Raw genomic sequence first — 15,638 nt, 5'->3', positions numbered from 1 at the left:
GAGATCGTAGAGGTACGCGCGAACTGCCGAGCCCGACCGCGGAAGGGGACTCAGGAAAGGGACTTGAGGAAGTCGACGAGCGCCGCGTTCACCTCGTCCGGCCGCTCCTGCTGGGTCCAGTGCCCACAGCCCGCCAGCTTGAGGGGCTCGCGCACCAGGTTGGGCATCAGGGCGGGGAGCCGCTCGATGAGTTCGGGCGTACCGGGGAACACCGGCACCAGGTCACGGTCGCCGTAGACGTACAGCGCGGGCGGAGTGACGACGGCACCCTGCCAGGGAGCGGTCAGTTCCCAGTTGCGATCGAGGTTGCGGTACCAGTTGAGCGCCCCGGTGAAACCCTGGGAGAAGCTCTCGGTGAGGGCGTCCAGGTCCTCCTCGGTGAACCACTCCGGCAGCTCCTCGGGATCCCGCATGTCGGCGAGCCAGCCGCGCTCGGGGTCGACCAGGGGCTGCCGGACCTCGCCGGTGCCGTCACCGGCGGCCATGGCGAAGAACTTCCGCAGCGTGGTGCGCGGGTCGCGGGCGAACTCGGCGTCGGCGACACCCGGCAGGTTGAAGTAGTTCCAGTAGAAGCGGCCACCGAACATCTCGTTCATGGCCTGGAGCGGAGGCTTCGTCCCCCGAAACGGCGGCGGTACGCTCAGCCCGGCCACCCCGCGCACCAGGTCCGGCCGGAACAGCGCGGTGTGCCAGGCCACCGGCGCGCCCCAGTCGTGCCCGACGACGAACGCCTTCTCCTCGCCCAACTCCCGGATCAGCCCCACGACATCGCCGACCAGGTGGAAGATGCTGTACGCGTCGACGTCCTCGGGGTGCTCGCTGCTGCCGTAGCCCCGCTGGTCGGGGGCGACCACATGAAAGCCGGCCTCGGCCAGCCGGCCGAACTGGTGCTTCCAGGAGTGCCATGATTCTGGGAAGCCGTGCAGCAGCACGACCAGCGGGCCGGAACCCTCCTCGGCGATGTGCAGCCGGATTCCGTTCACGTCGATCAATCGATGCTGAACCATGTGCACGAGCGTACGCGCAACGATCTTCGGCTACCGTGTCCGGTGGTCCGACAGGTTGTGGTGCCGGGCGAAATGCCGGCCGGACGCTGGAGGTGGCGCACCGCGCGAGGTGCGGTTTCGTTCCGGTTCGGAAAGGACCACGATGTCGATCAAGGACGCAGTCCTCCGCGTACTCCGTGACGCACGGGCGACCGTGCTGCCCGACCCGGCGGACCGCCATGGCCCCCTGCCCCCGCTGATGCTCGCCCTCACCGTGGTGACCGGCCTCGTGGACTCCTTCAGCTATCTGGTGCTCGGCCATGTCTTCGTCGCCAACATGACCGGCAACGTGGTCTTCTCCGGCTTCGCGATCGCGGGCGCCGCGGGCTTCTCCCTGGTCGCCTCGCTGGTCGCGCTGGCCGTCTTCGGCGCGGGTGCCCTCCTGGGCGGCCGAATCGCCCACCGGGCCCGCGCCCACCGCGGCCGCGTCCTGCACCTGGCGCTCATCGTGGAGACGGTCCTGTTCCTGGCGGCCGACACCGTCGCGCGGTACGGCGCCCCCATGGACACCGCCGGGACCCGGTACACGCTGATCGCGCTCCTCGGCCTCGCCATGGGTGTCCAGAACGCGACCGCCCGCGCGCTCGCCGTACCGGACCTCACCACGACCGTCCTGACCCTGACCATCACCGGCATGGCCTCCGACAGCAGGGCCGCCGGAGGCGGCGGAGGCAAGACCGGCAGGCGCGCCCTCTCGGCGCTGGCGATGTTCGCCGGTGCCCTCGTCGGCGCCTTCGCCGTCCGCTACGGCAGCCCCTCCCTGCCGCTGCTGTTCGCCACCGTGCTCCTCGTGGGCAGCACACTCGACGCGTTCGTCCTGACCCGTTCGGACGCACGCTGGACCCAACCGCTCTGAACTGAGCCCCGGTGTGGGCCGCCCACCGCCGGCGACCGCCGTCCCTACCCGCTTCTGCCGCCCAGCAGCCGGCGGATGCCGCCGGCGGCCGCGACGGTCAGCGCCGTCGTGGTCACCGCCGTCGCCGCGGGGTGGCGGGCCAGCGCGGCCTGCACGGAGTGCGCATGGGACCGCTCGTCGAACTCGCCGTGTGCCCCGTGGTCGGAGCCGGGCGCCGCGTCCGCCGGGGTGTACAGGTTGCCGGGACCGGCCGGCGCGGGAGCGTCCGTCTGCTGCGAACCGAAACCTGTGCGCGCCAGGTAGCGGTCGAGGAGGGCGGGGGCGAGCCGGTTGGCCCAGATCGTCGCCGCGGTGGTGGCCCCGATGTAGCGCTGCTTGCGCCCGGGGTGGTCGGCCGCCTGTACGACACCCCGCGCGGCCACCTCGGGCTGGTAGATCGGCGGCACCGGCTGCGGATGCCGGGGGAGCCGGGAGCGGACCCAGGAGAACTGGGGGGTGTTGACCGCGGGCATCTGGGCGACGGTGATGTGCACGTTGCTGCCCCTGTGCAGCAGTTCGATCCGCACGGACGAGGTGAAGCCGTTGATGGCGTGCTTGGCACCGCAGTAGGCGGACTGGAGCGGGATCGCCCGCTCACCGAGCGCCGAGCCGACCTGGACGACGGTGCCCCGGTCGCGCGGAAGCATCCGGGCGAGGGCGGTCCGGGTGCCGTTGACGAACCCGAGGTAGGTCACCTCGGTGACCCGCCGGTACTCCTCCGGGGCGATGTCGGTGAAGGGCGCGAACACACTGGTGAAGGCGCAGTTGATCCAGACGTCGATGGGCCCGAGGGTCCGCTCGACGGCATCGGCGGCGGCCTCCACCTGGCCGGGGTCGGCGGTGTCGGCCTCCTGGATCAGCGGGCGCCCCCCGAGCTCGGCGACCTCCTGCGCCGCTGCTTCCAGCCCGGCCCGGCCCCGCGCGAGAAGGGCGACGGACGCTCCGCGCTCGGCGTAGAGACGCGCCGTGGCACGGCCGATGCCGGCGCTGGCTCCGGTGATGACGACGACTTGCGACATGGTCGATTCCTTAGGGTCACGGTGGTCCTGACGGTTCGTCGGCTCGACGATCGGCGGATCGCTCACCGCTGCCCGGCGTCGTGACGGTGCGGCAGGAACTCCTGCACCTTGGCCTTGAAGCCCTGCCGGACCATCGCCACCCGGTCGCTGTCGCCCTTGAGCACGGCGGCCGCCGCGGCCTCGATCTGGTCGAGGGTGGCGTGCGGCGGGATCGGCGGTACGGCGGGGTCGGTCACGAAGTCGAGCACGCACGGCCGGTCGGCGGCCAGCGCGGCCTCCCAGGCACCCGCCACTCCGTCCGGCTGCTCGATCCGCATGCCGGCCAGACCGAGGGAGCGGGCGAAGTCGGCGTACCGCACGTCCGGAAGGGACTGCGAGGGCAGGAACTGCGGGGCGCCCTCCATCGCGCGCATCTCCCAGGTCACCTGGTTCAGGTCCCGGTTGTTGAAGACGGCGACGATCAGCCGCGGATCCGCCCAGTCCTGCCAGTACTTGGCGATCGTGATGAGCTCGGCCATGCCGTTCATCTGCATGGCCCCGTCACCGACCAGGGCAATCACCGGCCGGTCGCCGTGCGCGAACTTGGCGCCGATGGCGTACGGCACGCCCGGCCCCATGGTGGCCAGCGTCCCCGACAGCGAGCCCCGCATCGTCCCGCGCAGCCTCAGGTGCCGGGCGTACCAGTTGGCCGCCGAGCCCGAGTCGGCGGAGAGGATGACGTTGTCCGGGAGCAGCCCGTTGAGGGCGTGGGCGACGTACTCCGGGTTGATCGGATCGGCCTCGACCTCGGCCCGCCGCTCCATCACCTCCCACCACTCCTTGACATTGTTCTCGATCTTCGTCCGCCAGGAGGGGTCCTCCATCTGGTCCAGCAGCGGCAGCAGCCGGCGCAGCGTCCGGGCGGCGTCTCCGACCAGGTTGACCTCGAAGGGGTAGCGCAGCCCGACCATGTGCGGATCGATGTCCACCTGCACGGCCCGTGCCTTGCCGAACGCCGGCAGGAACTGCGTGTAGGGGAAGGACGAGCCGATGACGAGCAGCGAGTCGCAGTCACGCATCATCTCGTACGACGGCCGGGTGCCGAGCAGTCCGATCGCGCCGGTGACATACGGCAGGTCGTCGTCGAGGGCGTCCTTGCCCAGCAGCGCCTTGGCGACCCCGGCGCCGAGCCGGTCGGCGACCTCCTTGACCTCCGCCCGGGCGCCGCGCGCGCCCTGACCGATCAGGATGGCCGTCTTGCCGCCGGAGTTGAGCACATCGGCGGCCCGCTGCAGATCGCCGTCGTCCGGCACCGGCGCGTAGTGCGGCATGCCGAGGCTGGAGGGCACCATCTTGAAGGCGTGCTCGGGCGGCGAGTAGTCCAGTTCCTGAACGTCGGCCGGGACGATCACGGCGGTCACCGAGCGGCGGGCCATGGCGGTGCGCATCGCCCGGTCGAGTACGTTCGGGAGCTGCTCGGGGACGGTGACCATCTCGCAGAAGTCCGAGGCGACGTCCTTGTACAGGGACAGCAGGTCGACCTCCTGCTGGTAGGAGCCGCCCATGGCGCTGCGGTTGGTCTGCCCGACGATCGCCACCACCGGCACATGGTCGAGCTTGGCGTCGTACAGGCCGTTGAGGAGATGGATGGCGCCGGGCCCGGAGGTGGCGGCGCAGACACCGACCCGCCCGGAGAACTTGGCGTAGCCGACGGCCTCGAAGGCGGACATCTCCTCGTGACGGGACTGGATGAACCGGGGGTTGTTCTCCGCTCGGCCCCAGGCCGCGAGCAGGCCGTTGATACCGTCGCCCGGGTAGGCGAAGACGTGCTCCACTTCCCACTCGCGCAGCCGCTGGAGGATGTAGTCGGAGACCTTCGTCGACATGGTCGGAACCTTTCCTGACGTGATGGGTGGGTTACGGGCGGCGCAGATGCCGTACGGCTCGGAGGGCGGCCGCGGCCGTCACTGTCCCGGCGACGGCGGTGGTCGCCCACCGGGCCGTGCCGGAGGGCTCGGCGGGCCGACGGGCCAGCCGTTCGGGCCGGTCGCTGGGCAGCGGGCCGTCGAGTGCGAGGGCGAGCGCCTCCGCCAGATGCAGGGCCCGGCGCCCGGTGTCGCCCTGCTCGATCTGGGTGCGGCAACTGAAGCCGTCGGCCAGCACCAGGCTGTCGGGGGCCGCCGCGCGGACGGCAGGCAGCACCCCCAACTCGCCGACGGCCATGGAGACTTCGTGGTGTCCGCGCTCGAATCCGAAGTTCCCGGCCAGACCGCAGCAGCCCTCGTCGAGCACGTCCGCGTCGAGACGGGCACGGCTCATGAGTTCACGGTCGGCGTCGGACTTCATGATCGCGTGCTGGTGGCAGTGTGTCTGTACGGTCGCCTGCCGGGCGAGGAACGGCGGCTGCCAGCCGGCGGGCGCGTGCCGGACGAGCTGTTCGGCGAAGGTGCGTGTCTGCCCCGCCAGCCGCTGCACGTCCTGGTCGTCCGGCAGCAGTTCCGCGGCGTCGGACCGGAAGACGGCGGTGCAGGAGGGTTCAAGCCCGATGACCGGGGTGCCCGCGTCCAGATACGGGCGCATGACCTGCAGAGTGCGGCGCAGCACCCTTTTCGCCGTGGCCAGTTGCCCCGTGGAGATCCACGTCAGCCCGCAGCACACCGGTGAGTCGGGCACGGCGACCCGGAAGCCCGCGTCCTCCAGCACCCGTACGGCCGACATCGCGACGGCGGGGTGGAAGTGGTTGCTGAAGGTGTCCGGCCACAGGACCACGGTCGCCGGATCGGCCGGGTCCGGCTCCTCGGTGCCGAGGGCGCGCCACCACCGTACGAAGGACCGCTCGGCGAAGACCGGGGGCCGCCGGGCCGAGTCCACTCCGGCGAGCCGCTTCCCGAACCGGCCGAGGACCGGCGCCTGCAGCGCGCTGTTCGCCAGGCCCGGTGCGTGCTCGGCCAGTTGGGCCCACAATGGCAGCCAGCCCATCGAGTAGTGGGCGGCGGGACGCAGTCGCCGCTCGTAGTGATGGGCGAGGAACTCCGCCTTGTGTGTGGCCATGTCCACGCCCGTCGGACAGTCCGACTTGCAGCCCTTGCAGGCCAGACAAAGGTCCAGTGCGTCCCGGACCTCCGTCGAGCGCCAGCCGTCGGTCACCGCCGAGTCGGGGTGTCCGTCGAGCATCTCGAACAGCAGCCGGGCGCGGCCCCGGGTCGAATGCTCCTCCTCCTTGGTGGCCCGGTACGAGGGACACATCACGCCACCTTGATGAGTGCGGCAATTGCCGATGCCGACGCAGCGCAGCACCGCCTGGGTGAAGGAGCGGTCGTCATCCGGGTAGCCGAAGTGGGTGTCGTGGTCCGCCGGCCGCCAGGCCGCGCCCAGCCGCAGTTGACCGTCCACCGGATTCGGGTCGACGATCTTGCCCGGGTTCATCCGGTTGCCCGGATCGAACAGCGCCTTCAGTTCACCGAAGGCACCGACCAGCCGCTCCCCGAACATCCGTGTCAGCAGCTCACCTCGGGCCTGCCCGTCACCGTGCTCGCCCGACAGCGAGCCGCCGTAGGAGGCGACCAGGTCGGCGGCCCGCTCCAGGAAGCGCCGGAAGTCCGCCACGCCCTCCGCCGTCTTCAACCCGAACGGGATCCGGGTGTGCACACACCCCTGCCCGAAGTGCCCGTACAGCGAGGGATGGTCGTAGCCGAACTCCTCGAACAGCCCTTTGAGATCTCGCAGATAGTCGCCCAGTCGCTCGGGCGGTACCGCGGAGTCCTCCCAGCCCTCCCAGGTCTCCCGGTCGTCCGGCGGGCGTGCGGTCACCCCGAGCCCTGCCTCCCTGGCCTTGAGCATCTTCTGCTCACGCTCCGGGTCGTCGGAGAAGGCGACCGTGGCGTCCTTCTCGGACCGGCCGATCGCCGCCAACAGGGCCTGAGCCTGCTCGTCGACGCCCTCCTGACTGTCCCCGGTGAACTGCACCAGCAGCCAGCTGTCCCCCTCGGGAAGAGCGCGCAGCGAGTCGAGGTAGGCGTGCTCCTCGCGCATCAGCTGCGCCATCCGCCCGTCCAGGGCCTCCAGCTGGCCGGGGGAGCAGTGCTCGAGCAGCTGGGGCACGTCGTCGGCGGCCCGGCAGATGTCGTCGTACCCCAGCACCAGCAGCGACTGGTAGGCGGGCACCGGGACCAGGTCGAGTTCGGCGTGCAGGACCGTGACCAGCGTGCCCTCGCTGCCGACCAGGGCACGGGCCACGTCGAAGCGGTTCTCCGGCAGCAGCGAGTCGAGGTTGTAGCCGGAGACCCGGCGCGGGATCTTCGGATAGCCGCGCCGGATGTCCCCCAGATACTCGGCGACGAGGCGATCGAGACCGTCGTACAGCTCGGCCCGCCGCCCGCCCTCGGCGGCGATGTGTGCCCGCTCGGCCGACGAGGTCGGCCCCACCCACATCCGCAGACCGTCGTACGTCAGGACCTCCAGCCTGCGCACGTTGTCGACGGTCTTCCCGTACGCCTGCGCGGACGCCCCGCACGAGTTGTTGCCGATCATGCCGCCCAGCGCACAGTGACTGTGCGTGGACGGCTTCGGGCCGAACTGGAGGTGGTGACCGGCGAGACGCCGGTTGAGCTCGTCCAGGACGATCCCCGGTTCGACCACACAGGTGCGGGCTTCGGCGTCCACGGAGACCAGCGCGTCGCAGTGCTTGCTCCAGTCGATCACCACGGCCGCGTTCGTGGTCTGCCCGGCGAGGCTCGTGCCGCCGCCGCGCGACAGCACCGGGACGTCGAAGCGCGCGCACAGCTCCACCGCGCGCGCACCGGCCTCGACCGTGCGGGGGACGACCACGCCCAGCGGGACCTGCCGGTAGTTGGAACCGTCCGTGGAGTAGGCGCCCCGGCTGCCGGGATCGAAGCGGACCTCGGCGTCGGTCCCGGCGCGCAGGGCCGTGACCAGGCCGTCGAGGGGCTCTCCAGGGACGCGTGGGCTCATGACCGACCTCCGGGCTGGTGTGCGGTTCCCTCCGGTACGGGCGACCGGGTACCCCGAAAGTCGAGTTCCTTCGCCCCGACAATGCGGGCGCCCATGTTGAGCTCCATCATTTCCAGCGCCGAGGCCGCCAGATGGGGGTGGATCGAGGCGACCGCGTCCTGCGGCACCGTGACGTCCAGATGGCGGATGTGCGCGTCCAGGGCGGAGTACAGGACGCACTGCTCGGTGACCTGACCGGTCAACACCACTGTCCCCACGCCGAGTTTCCACAGCAGATACGACAGGGGCGTCTCGTAGAAGATCGAGTGCCGGGCCTTGACCACGAACAGGGATTCCTCGTCCGGCCGGATCGGCTCGACCAGGTGGGCGTGCGGGCGGGACAGCGCGGTCTCGACCAGTTCACCGTGGTGGGAGCGCCAGAGCCCAAAGTTGTCGTTGGCGTAGACCACCGGCACGCCCGCGTCCCGGGCCCGGCCGATCAGCTCCGCCAGAACGGGCACGACCTGCTCGGCGGCGGGCAGCAGCAGCTCGGCGTCCTCGTGGTCGTAGGTGTTGATCATGTCGATCACGACGAGCGCGCTGCCGTCGTTCTGTCCAGGTCCGGACACGGAGTCCACCACCTTGCGCGGGTCATGCCGGGTCCGTTGCCGAGTACCCGGTGGGCACCGGGTTGTGCACGGCGTGTCGCCCGGATGAGGAGGGGTACCGGGGAGGCGGGTCCCCGACAGACCGACCTCAGGGAGGTTTCCCATGGCACTGCGTGTGCTGCCCCGGAAGGCCTGGCGTAACTGGCGGCGCTCCGACGACCTGCGGATCCCGCTCCACTCGACCGCGGTGGAGGACGCCAGTCGGCGGTTCCTGCTGTACGGTGCCCTGCCGCTGTGGGTGGTGCCCGGCCTGGCGGACTGGTGGATGCACCGGCGGACCCGGATCGAGCACACCAGCGGCACCAAGGAGTCCGTGGTCCACGCGCTGATGATGACCGAGGCCGGAGTGCCGGTGCTCATGGGTCTGCTCGCCCGGGTCAATCCGCTGGTGCTCACCGTGATGGGCGGCGCCGCCCTCGCCCACGGCGCCACGGCCCTGTACGACGTGTCGCTCGCCGTCGGTGAACGCGAGGTCCGGCCCATCGAGCAGCACATCCACAGCTTCCTGGAGGTGCTGCCGCTGACCGCCCTGTCCTTCACCGCCTGCCTGCACGCCGACCAGGTCCGCCGCACCCTGCGGGGCGGCACGGACCCGCAGGACTGGCGTCTGCTCCCCAAGGAGCATCCGCTGCCGGCCAGGTACCTGGCCGCGCTCGCCGGGGTGATCGTGGCCGGGGTCGTCGTGCCGTACGCCGAAGAGCTGCGTCGCTGCCTGCTGACCGCGGCGCGCGAAGGGAGCCGTCGATGAGACACGGGCAGGGCGCGGCCCAGGCCCCCGGCCTCCAGGCGACCGGCCAGGATCCGGAGCCGGCCGGGCGGGAACAACTGCCGCCCGATCGCACCCAGGCCATCCTGGAGGCCGCCAAGCAGGTGGGCGCCATCCTGAAGCGGGCCGGACACAAGTTCGCGCTGGCCGGGAGCGTGGCGGTCTACGCCCACGGCGGCAGCGGCACCCTGCAGCACGACGCCGACTTCTGCGTGCTGCCCGAGGACGCCGAGGCGGTGGCCGGTTCGCTGCGCTCCGCCGGTCTGACCGTGCGCGTCCCGCCGGAGGACTGGCTGGTGAAGACCACGTGCTTCGACCAGGACGTCGACATCATCTTCGAACTGGCCCGCCAGCCGGTCACCGTGGACCTGCTGGCCCGAGCCGAGGAGCTCTCCGTCGACTCGGTGCACATGCCGGTCCTGTCGGCGACCGACCTGCTGGTGAGCCTGAGCACCGCCTTCTCGGAGCACCACTGCGACTTCGGAGCCGTCCTGCCGGTGGCCCGCTCGCTGCGCGAGAAGGTCGACTGGGCGGACGTGCGTCGCCGCTGCGGTGACGAGCCGATGCCCGCCGCCTTTCTCTACCTACTGGAGCGGCTGGACGTCATCGACCCTGTACAGGAGCAGTGATGAACCTGGAATACCGGGTGGCCCACGTCGCCGAACGGCTCGCGGAGGGGCGGTGCGGCGAGCTGGGGGTACGCGCCGAGATCCGGGGGGAAACGGTCCTGCTGACGGGGACGGTTCCGTCGGCCGGCTGCCGCGAGGACATCCTCCGTATCGCCCGCGAAGGGCTGGCGGGCGTACCGGTGCACTGTGACCTCGTGGTCGCGGAGACCACGCCGCCCGACCACTCGGAGGAGCTGACATGACCCGGGTCGCGGCCGTCGGCGACATCCACATGGGCCCCGACAGCCAGGGCACCCTCCGCCCCGCCTTCGAGACACTGCCCGACCACGCCGACGTGCTCCTGCTGGCCGGCGACCTCACCCGGCACGGCACACCCGAGGAGGCACGGGTGGTCGCCCGGGAGATCAAGGACCTGGGCATCCCGGTCGTCGCCGTCCTCGGCAACCACGACCACCACGACGACCACCCCGACGAGGTCACCGGCATCCTCCGGGACGCCGGAGCGCACGTCCTGGAGGGCGAGGCGACCGTGGTGACCCGTGGTGACCTCCGGATCGGCGTGGCCGGCACCAAGGGGTTCGGCGGCGGGTTCGTGGGCCGGTGCGCCGGCGAGTTCGGCGAACCCGTGATGAAGGAGTTCGTACGGTACTCACGCCGTTGCGCCGACGGCCTGCGCGCGGCCCTCGAAGACCTGCACCGCCGCGACTGCGACGTACGGATCGCCCTCACCCACTTCGCCCCCGTGCCCGACACCCTGGCCGGCGAACCCCTGGAGATCTACCCGTTCCTCGGCAGCTACCTGCTCGCCGAGGCCATCGACACGGCAGGGGCCGACCTCGCCGTCCACGGACACGCGCACGCCGGCACGGAACACGGCATGACCGGCGGGGGAGTGAAGGTGCGCAACGTCGCCCAGCCCGTCATCGGGCGGGCCTTCCACGTGTATTCCCTCCACACCCGGCAGCCCGGGGAATGACCCCGCACCCGGGGTACCCGGTCTCCGACAGACACCGTCGAACAGTGAGAAGGAGGCAGGTCATGGTCCAGCATGTGCGCGACATCATGACCAGCGATCTGGTCACCGTCGAACCCCAGGCGTCGGTGGCCTCCGTCGCCCGGGTGATGCGGGACGAGGACGTCGGCGCGGTCCTGGTGACCGAGGAAGGGCACCTGCGGTGCCTGGTGAGCGACCGCGATCTGGTGGTCCGGGCCTTCGCCGAAGGCGCCGACCCCGAGCAGACCACGGTGACGCAGGCGTGCAGCGCGGACCTGGTCACCGTGACCCCGGACGACAGCCTGGACCGGGCGGTCCAGCTGATGCGCGAGCACGCCATACGGCGGCTCCCGGTCGTCGACGGCGACCGGCCGGTGGGCATCGTGTCCCTGGGCGACCTCGCGATAGAACGCGACGAGAAGTCCGCCCTGGGAGACATCAGCGCGGCCCGGTCCAACACCTGAGGCCCCGGCGCTCCTCGGCCGATCGGGTGCCGCCGCCCAGCCGCGCGGGTGTTTCGCGACGGGGTGGGTACTCACCCCGTCGCCTGCCGGGCAGGGAATGGCGGGAGTACGGCGGCACGCCGCCCGAGGGAGGACGCCGAGTGAAGCCTGGGCCAGGTGAGGCGGGAGAGCGGTTCGCGGATGCGGTCGACGCCCGGCTGCCCGTCCACGACGGAGCCGGTCAGCTGCTGCGCAAGGCGTTCCCCGACCACTGGTCGTTCCTGCTCGGGGAGATCGCCCTCTACAGCCTGATCGTCCTGATGGTGACGGGCGTGTGGCTGACGTTCTTCTTCAAGCCCGAGATGCAGGAGGTCGTCTACCAGGGGCCGTACGTCCCCCTGCGCGGCCGGCTCGTATCGGGGGCCTTCGACTCCACCCTGCACATCAGTTTCGACATCCGCGGCGGGCTGTTGATGCGGCAGGCCCACCACTGGGCCGCGCTGGCCTTCGTCGCCGCGATCGGCGTGCACCTTCTGCGGATCTTCTTCACCGGGGCCTTCCGCAGGCCCCGGGAGATGAACTGGGTCATCGGCGTCACACTCTTCGCGCTCACCCTGGCCGAGGGCTTCGCCGGCTACTCGCTCCCGGACGACCTGCTCTCCGGCACCGGACTGCGCATCGCCCAGGGGATCATGCTGTCGATCCCCGTGGTCGGCACGTATGTGACCATGTTCGTGTTCGGCTCGGAATACCCCGGCCACGACATCGTCCCCCTGCTGTACAGCCTGCACATCCTGCTGCTGCCGGGGGCCCTGATCGCCCTGGTCACCGTCCACCTGATCCTGGTCTTCCACCTGAAGCACACCCAGTGGCGCGGCCCGGGCCGCAGGAACTCCAACGTCGTCGGAAAGCCCCTCTACCCCCAGTTCACGGCTTCCTCCCTCGGCCTGTCCCTCGCCGTTTCCGGGCTGCTGGTACTGCTCGCCGGCGTCGCCCAGATCAACCCGGTGTGGACGTACGGCCCCTACCGGCCGGACCAGGTGTCGACCGCTTCCCAGCCGGACTGGTACGTCGGCTTCCTGGAAGGCTCCTTGCGCCTGGTCCCGCCCTGGGAGACGAATTTCGCCGGCCACACCCTCATGTGGAACGTCCTGCTGCCGGCCGTCGTCCTGCCCGCGCTGCTCTTCGCCGTCCTGTACGCCTACCCCTTCGCCGAGCAGCGGCTGACGGGGGAGTGGCGGCAGGAGCAGCACTTCTGCGACCGCCCGCGCGAACGGCCCGTCCGCACCGGCCTCGGCGTGGCCGGCGTCACTTTCTACGGTGTGCTGCTGCTGGCCGGCGGCAACGACGTCATCGCGCAGACCTTCCGTATCTCGGTGAACTCCCTGACCTGGATCTTCCGGGTCGCACTGATCGTCGCCCCCGTCGTCGCGTTCTTCGTGACCCGCACGCTGTGCCACGCCGTGCTGCACGCGGAACAGGAGCGGCTGACCGAGGGCGAGGAGACCGGAGAGGTACGCCAGAACCTCGCCGGCGGCTATGAGAGCGATCACCGGCCGGTGACGTCGTTCCGGCCGGGCGCCCCACGCCGACCGCTCAGCCCTCCTGATCGGCCCCCCGGTTCGCGTACTGGAACACCAGCCCGGCAACACCCCGAGCCAGAACACCGAAGCCGATGAGCAACAGCCACAGCCCGAACACCACCCCGGTCGCCGAGAGGGCGAACCCGAGCGCGGTGACGATCGGCCAGGGGCTGTGCGGCGGGAAGAACTCCAGCGGCCCGGCGGCGTCCGCCACCTCCGTGTCCGAGCGGTCCTGCGGGCGCCGGCCCCGGCGGACGTAGTTCGTCGCGCAGAAGAACGACACCAGCGCGGCCATCCCGCACGCCACGATGAGCGCCGCCGTACCGGCCGGGTCGGCGCGCGACCACACCCCGTAGAGCACGGCGGCGGCGCCGAAGAAGACGGCCACGCCACCGAAGAGCAGTGCCTCGACCTTCACCGCAGCCCCTCCTTCTCCGCCTGCCGGACGATCTCGGGATGGTGCAGGTCGAAGGCCGGCGACTCCGACCGCACCCGGGGCAGTGCCACGAAGTTGTGCCGCGGCGGCGGGCAGGAGGTGGCCCACTCCAGGCCACGCCCGAACCCCCAGGGGTCGTCCACCTCGACCTGCCGCCCCTTGTGGGCCGTACGCCAGACGTTGTAGAGGAACGGCAGCGTGGAGACGCCCAGCAGGAACGCACCGGCCGACGAGAGGGTGTTGAGAAGGGTGAACCCGTCGGCCGGCAGGTAGTCGGCGTACCGGCGGGGCATGCCCTCCGCGCCGAGCCAGTGCTGCACCAGGAACGTCAGCTGGAACCCGGGGAAGAGCAGCCAGAAGTGCAGTTTGCCGAGGCGCTCGTCGAGCATCCTCCCGGTGAACTTGGGCCACCAGAAGTAGAACCCGGCGAACATCGCGAAGACCACGGTCCCGAACAGCACATAGTGCAGATGCGCCACGATGAAGTACGAGTCGGTGACATGGAAGTCCAGCGGCGGCGACGCGATCAGCACCCCGCTCAACCCGCCCAGCAGGAACGACACCAGGAAGCCCATCGCCCACAGCATGGGCGTCTCGAAAGAGAGCGAGCCCCGGTGCATCGTCCCGATCCAGGCGAAGAACTTGATCCCGGTCGGCACGGCGATCAGGAACGACATGATCGAGAAGAACGGCAGCAGTACCGCCCCGGTCGCGAACATGTGGTGCGCCCACACGACCGCCGACAGCATGGTGATGGCGATCGTGGCCCCGATCAGTGGCAGATAGCCGAACAGCGGCTTGCGCGAGAACACCGGGAGGATCTCGGAGACGATCCCGAAGAACGGCAGCGCGACGATGTACACCTCGGGATGCCCGAAGAACCAGAACAGGTGCTGCCACAGCAGCGCGCCGCCGTTGTGCGCGTCGAAGATGTGCGAGCCGAACTTCCGGTCCGACTCCAGGGCGAGCAACGCCGCCGTGAGCACCGGGAACGCGGGCAGCACGAGGATGGACGTGAACAGCACGTTCCAGGTGAAGATCGGCATCCGGAACATCGTCATGCCCGGGGCGCGCAGACACATGATCGTCGCGATGAAGTTGACCGCGCCCAGGGTCGTCGACACACCGGTGACCACCAGCCCCATGACCCACAGGTCCGCGCCCGCGCCGGGGGTGAAGTACGCGCTGTTGAGGGGCGCGTACGCGAACCAGCCGAAGGAAGCGGCACCGCCCGGCACCAGGAAACCCGACACCACCATCAGGCCGCCGAACAGGTACATCCAGTACGAGAGGGCGTTGAGCCTCGGGAAGGCCACGTCCGGGGCGCCGATCTGCAACGGCATCACGGCGTTGGCGAACCCGGCGAACATCGGGGTCGCGAACAGCAGCATCATGATGGTGCCGTGGATGGTGACGAACTGGTTGTAGGTCTCCTGGCTCAGGAACTGCAGCCCCGGACGCGCCAGTTCGGCGCGCATACCCAGCGCGAGCAGCCCGGCGAGGAGGAAGAAGCAGAAGGCCGTCACCATGTACAGCCGGCCGATCACCTTGTGGTCGGTCGTGGTCGCCCATCCCAGCAGCCGCCGCCCCAGGGGTGTCGGGGCGGCGGGAGGCGCGGGCTCTTCGGCGACGCGTTGCGAGAGTTCGCTCATGGTCCTCCTCAGCCGTGCCGAGCGCGGGAAGCGCCCTCCGGCACGCCCCGCCACGACGACCCCAATATGCCGGACAGATTGGGTTTTATCGGTGTTTGTCGACTCCCGGGCGACGCTACCGGTGACCCGGCGGATGCCACGTCCGCCACGCCTCGTCTCCTGGGCATTCGCTGCCTCGCGGCGGGTACCCGGAACCGATGTACATGACTCTTGAGCAACTGGCCGCCGCCGGTTCGGTGGCGGGGATGGTCGTGATCGTCGTCTGTGGTCTGCTCGTCACGGCCGCGCTGATGGGGGCAGTCCGGCTCGGCATCGGGGTACGACGGCGGGAGTCGGCGCCGCCCCGGCGCTCGGAACACCCCAGGCTGCCCCGCACCGGACCGGTGCGCGAGGAACGGGAGATGCGCGAGCCGAACGAGGTTCCGCGGGCCGGGAGCGAGGGGGACCGTCTCACCCCGTACCAGCTCGGCAACGCCCCGAGCAGGTCGAGCGGGAACCAGAGCCGCCCGCGCTGGCAGCCCGGCTCCAGCGGCTCCTTCGGCGGCGGGGGAGGCGGCGCCAAGTGACGGACGGCGGCG

Annotated in this window: 15 protein-coding genes; 8 read left to right on the top strand and 7 right to left on the bottom strand. The window is 70.6% G+C overall.

From position 1 onward, the window contains the following. Positions 1–50: 50 nt before the first annotated feature. A complete protein-coding gene (locus ABTY98_RS02045; RefSeq protein WP_352218928.1) occupies positions 51–1,007 on the bottom strand; it encodes an alpha/beta fold hydrolase in 957 nt (318 codons plus the stop codon). Between the two features lie 142 nt (positions 1,008–1,149). On the opposite strand from ABTY98_RS02045, the gene ABTY98_RS02035 reads away from it, so the two are divergent. Beyond that, positions 1,150–1,902 (top strand): YoaK family protein, encoded by a 753-nt coding sequence (locus tag ABTY98_RS02035; protein ID WP_352218926.1) that lies wholly within the window; start codon positions 1,150–1,152, stop codon positions 1,900–1,902. A 44-nt stretch (positions 1,903–1,946) separates the two neighbouring features. On the opposite strand, the gene ABTY98_RS02030 is transcribed toward ABTY98_RS02035, so the two are convergent. The 4 genes from ABTY98_RS02030 to ABTY98_RS02015 all read right to left on the bottom strand — a co-directional run bounded on the left by ABTY98_RS02030 (position 1,947) and on the right by ABTY98_RS02015 (position 8,470). Further along, a complete protein-coding gene (locus tag ABTY98_RS02030) occupies positions 1,947–2,960 on the bottom strand; it encodes an SDR family oxidoreductase (protein ID WP_352218925.1) in 1,014 nt (337 codons plus the stop codon). Between the two features lie 62 nt (positions 2,961–3,022). Then, a complete protein-coding gene (locus ABTY98_RS02025) occupies positions 3,023–4,825 on the bottom strand; it encodes a thiamine pyrophosphate-requiring protein (RefSeq protein WP_352218924.1) in 1,803 nt (600 codons plus the stop codon). A 31-nt stretch (positions 4,826–4,856) separates the two neighbouring features. Next, positions 4,857–7,910, bottom strand: coding sequence for an FAD-binding and (Fe-S)-binding domain-containing protein (locus ABTY98_RS02020; protein ID WP_352218923.1), 3,054 nt, complete (start codon positions 7,908–7,910; stop codon positions 4,857–4,859). Beyond that, positions 7,907–8,470: a cysteine hydrolase family protein gene (locus ABTY98_RS02015; protein ID WP_502994132.1), complete on the bottom strand. Its 564-nt coding sequence runs from the start codon at positions 8,468–8,470 to the stop codon at positions 7,907–7,909. Before ABTY98_RS02015 ends, ABTY98_RS02020 begins: the two co-directional genes overlap by 4 nt. Before the next feature lie 190 nt (positions 8,471–8,660). Between ABTY98_RS02015 and ABTY98_RS02010 the strand changes: the two genes are divergently transcribed. The 6 genes from ABTY98_RS02010 to qcrB all read left to right on the top strand — a co-directional run bounded on the left by ABTY98_RS02010 (position 8,661) and on the right by qcrB (position 13,068). After that, complete coding sequence (locus ABTY98_RS02010) at positions 8,661–9,305, top strand: diguanylate cyclase (RefSeq protein WP_352218921.1); 645 nt, start codon at positions 8,661–8,663, stop codon at positions 9,303–9,305. After that, positions 9,302–9,952 carry a nucleotidyltransferase family protein gene (locus ABTY98_RS02005; protein ID WP_352218920.1) on the top strand — a complete coding sequence of 217 codons (651 nt, stop codon included), beginning with the start codon at positions 9,302–9,304 and terminating at the stop codon, positions 9,950–9,952. The genes ABTY98_RS02010 and ABTY98_RS02005 overlap by 4 nt, the downstream gene beginning before the upstream one ends. Beyond that, complete coding sequence (locus ABTY98_RS02000; protein WP_352218919.1) at positions 9,952–10,194, top strand: BON domain-containing protein; 243 nt, start codon at positions 9,952–9,954, stop codon at positions 10,192–10,194. Before ABTY98_RS02005 ends, ABTY98_RS02000 begins: the two co-directional genes overlap by 1 nt. Next, positions 10,191–10,928, top strand: coding sequence for a metallophosphoesterase family protein (locus ABTY98_RS01995; protein ID WP_352218918.1), 738 nt, complete (start codon positions 10,191–10,193; stop codon positions 10,926–10,928). The genes ABTY98_RS02000 and ABTY98_RS01995 overlap by 4 nt, the downstream gene beginning before the upstream one ends. Positions 10,929–10,990: 62 nt before the next feature. Continuing rightward, entirely contained in the window at positions 10,991–11,410 is a 420-nt protein-coding gene (locus ABTY98_RS01990; RefSeq protein WP_352218917.1) for a CBS domain-containing protein, read from the top strand. Between the two features lie 140 nt (positions 11,411–11,550). Then, positions 11,551–13,068, top strand: coding sequence for a cytochrome bc1 complex cytochrome b subunit (gene qcrB / locus ABTY98_RS01985; protein ID WP_352218916.1), 1,518 nt, complete (start codon positions 11,551–11,553; stop codon positions 13,066–13,068). Here the strand turns inward: qcrB and ABTY98_RS01980 are convergent. Both ABTY98_RS01980 and ctaD read right to left on the bottom strand, forming a co-directional pair. Continuing rightward, positions 12,986–13,390 carry a cytochrome c oxidase subunit 4 gene (locus ABTY98_RS01980; protein WP_352218915.1) on the bottom strand — a complete coding sequence of 135 codons (405 nt, stop codon included), beginning with the start codon at positions 13,388–13,390 and terminating at the stop codon, positions 12,986–12,988. The genes qcrB and ABTY98_RS01980 overlap by 83 nt on opposite strands. After that, positions 13,387–15,060, bottom strand: coding sequence for an aa3-type cytochrome oxidase subunit I (gene ctaD / locus ABTY98_RS01975; RefSeq protein ID WP_352218914.1), 1,674 nt, complete (start codon positions 15,058–15,060; stop codon positions 13,387–13,389). The genes ABTY98_RS01980 and ctaD overlap by 4 nt, the downstream gene beginning before the upstream one ends. 197 nt (positions 15,061–15,257) lie before the next feature. On the opposite strand from ctaD, the gene ABTY98_RS01970 reads away from it, so the two are divergent. Beyond that, positions 15,258–15,626 (top strand): DUF6479 family protein, encoded by a 369-nt coding sequence (locus ABTY98_RS01970; RefSeq protein ID WP_352218913.1) that lies wholly within the window; start codon positions 15,258–15,260, stop codon positions 15,624–15,626. Positions 15,627–15,638 lie beyond the last annotated feature (12 nt).

This window comes from Streptomyces sp. NPDC096040, assembly GCF_040303265.1.
In the GTDB taxonomy this organism is placed as follows: Bacteria; Actinomycetota; Actinomycetes; order Streptomycetales; family Streptomycetaceae; genus Streptomyces.
This window is presented reverse-complemented; position numbering and strand designations above follow the sequence as displayed.

Excerpts from the sequence above, each read along its gene's own strand:
- ABTY98_RS02045 (WP_352218928.1), bottom strand. The coding sequence starts at position 1,007 with ATGGTTCAGCATCGATTGATCGACGTGAACGGAATCCGGCTGCACATC.
- ABTY98_RS02035 (WP_352218926.1), top strand. The coding sequence starts at position 1,150 with ATGTCGATCAAGGACGCAGTCCTCCGCGTACTCCGTGACGCACGGGCG.
- ABTY98_RS02030 (WP_352218925.1), bottom strand. The coding sequence starts at position 2,960 with ATGTCGCAAGTCGTCGTCATCACCGGAGCCAGCGCCGGCATCGGCCGT.
- ABTY98_RS02025 (WP_352218924.1), bottom strand. The coding sequence starts at position 4,825 with ATGTCGACGAAGGTCTCCGACTACATCCTCCAGCGGCTGCGCGAGTGG.
- ABTY98_RS02020 (WP_352218923.1), bottom strand. The coding sequence starts at position 7,910 with ATGAGCCCACGCGTCCCTGGAGAGCCCCTCGACGGCCTGGTCACGGCC.
- ABTY98_RS02015 (WP_502994132.1), bottom strand. The coding sequence starts at position 8,470 with ATGATCAACACCTACGACCACGAGGACGCCGAGCTGCTGCTGCCCGCC.
- ABTY98_RS02010 (WP_352218921.1), top strand. The coding sequence starts at position 8,661 with ATGGCACTGCGTGTGCTGCCCCGGAAGGCCTGGCGTAACTGGCGGCGC.
- ABTY98_RS02005 (WP_352218920.1), top strand. The coding sequence starts at position 9,302 with ATGAGACACGGGCAGGGCGCGGCCCAGGCCCCCGGCCTCCAGGCGACC.
- ABTY98_RS02000 (WP_352218919.1), top strand. The coding sequence starts at position 9,952 with ATGAACCTGGAATACCGGGTGGCCCACGTCGCCGAACGGCTCGCGGAG.
- ABTY98_RS01995 (WP_352218918.1), top strand. The coding sequence starts at position 10,191 with ATGACCCGGGTCGCGGCCGTCGGCGACATCCACATGGGCCCCGACAGC.
- ABTY98_RS01990 (WP_352218917.1), top strand. The coding sequence starts at position 10,991 with ATGGTCCAGCATGTGCGCGACATCATGACCAGCGATCTGGTCACCGTC.
- ctaD (WP_352218914.1), bottom strand. The coding sequence starts at position 15,060 with ATGAGCGAACTCTCGCAACGCGTCGCCGAAGAGCCCGCGCCTCCCGCC.
- ABTY98_RS01970 (WP_352218913.1), top strand. The coding sequence starts at position 15,258 with ATGTACATGACTCTTGAGCAACTGGCCGCCGCCGGTTCGGTGGCGGGG.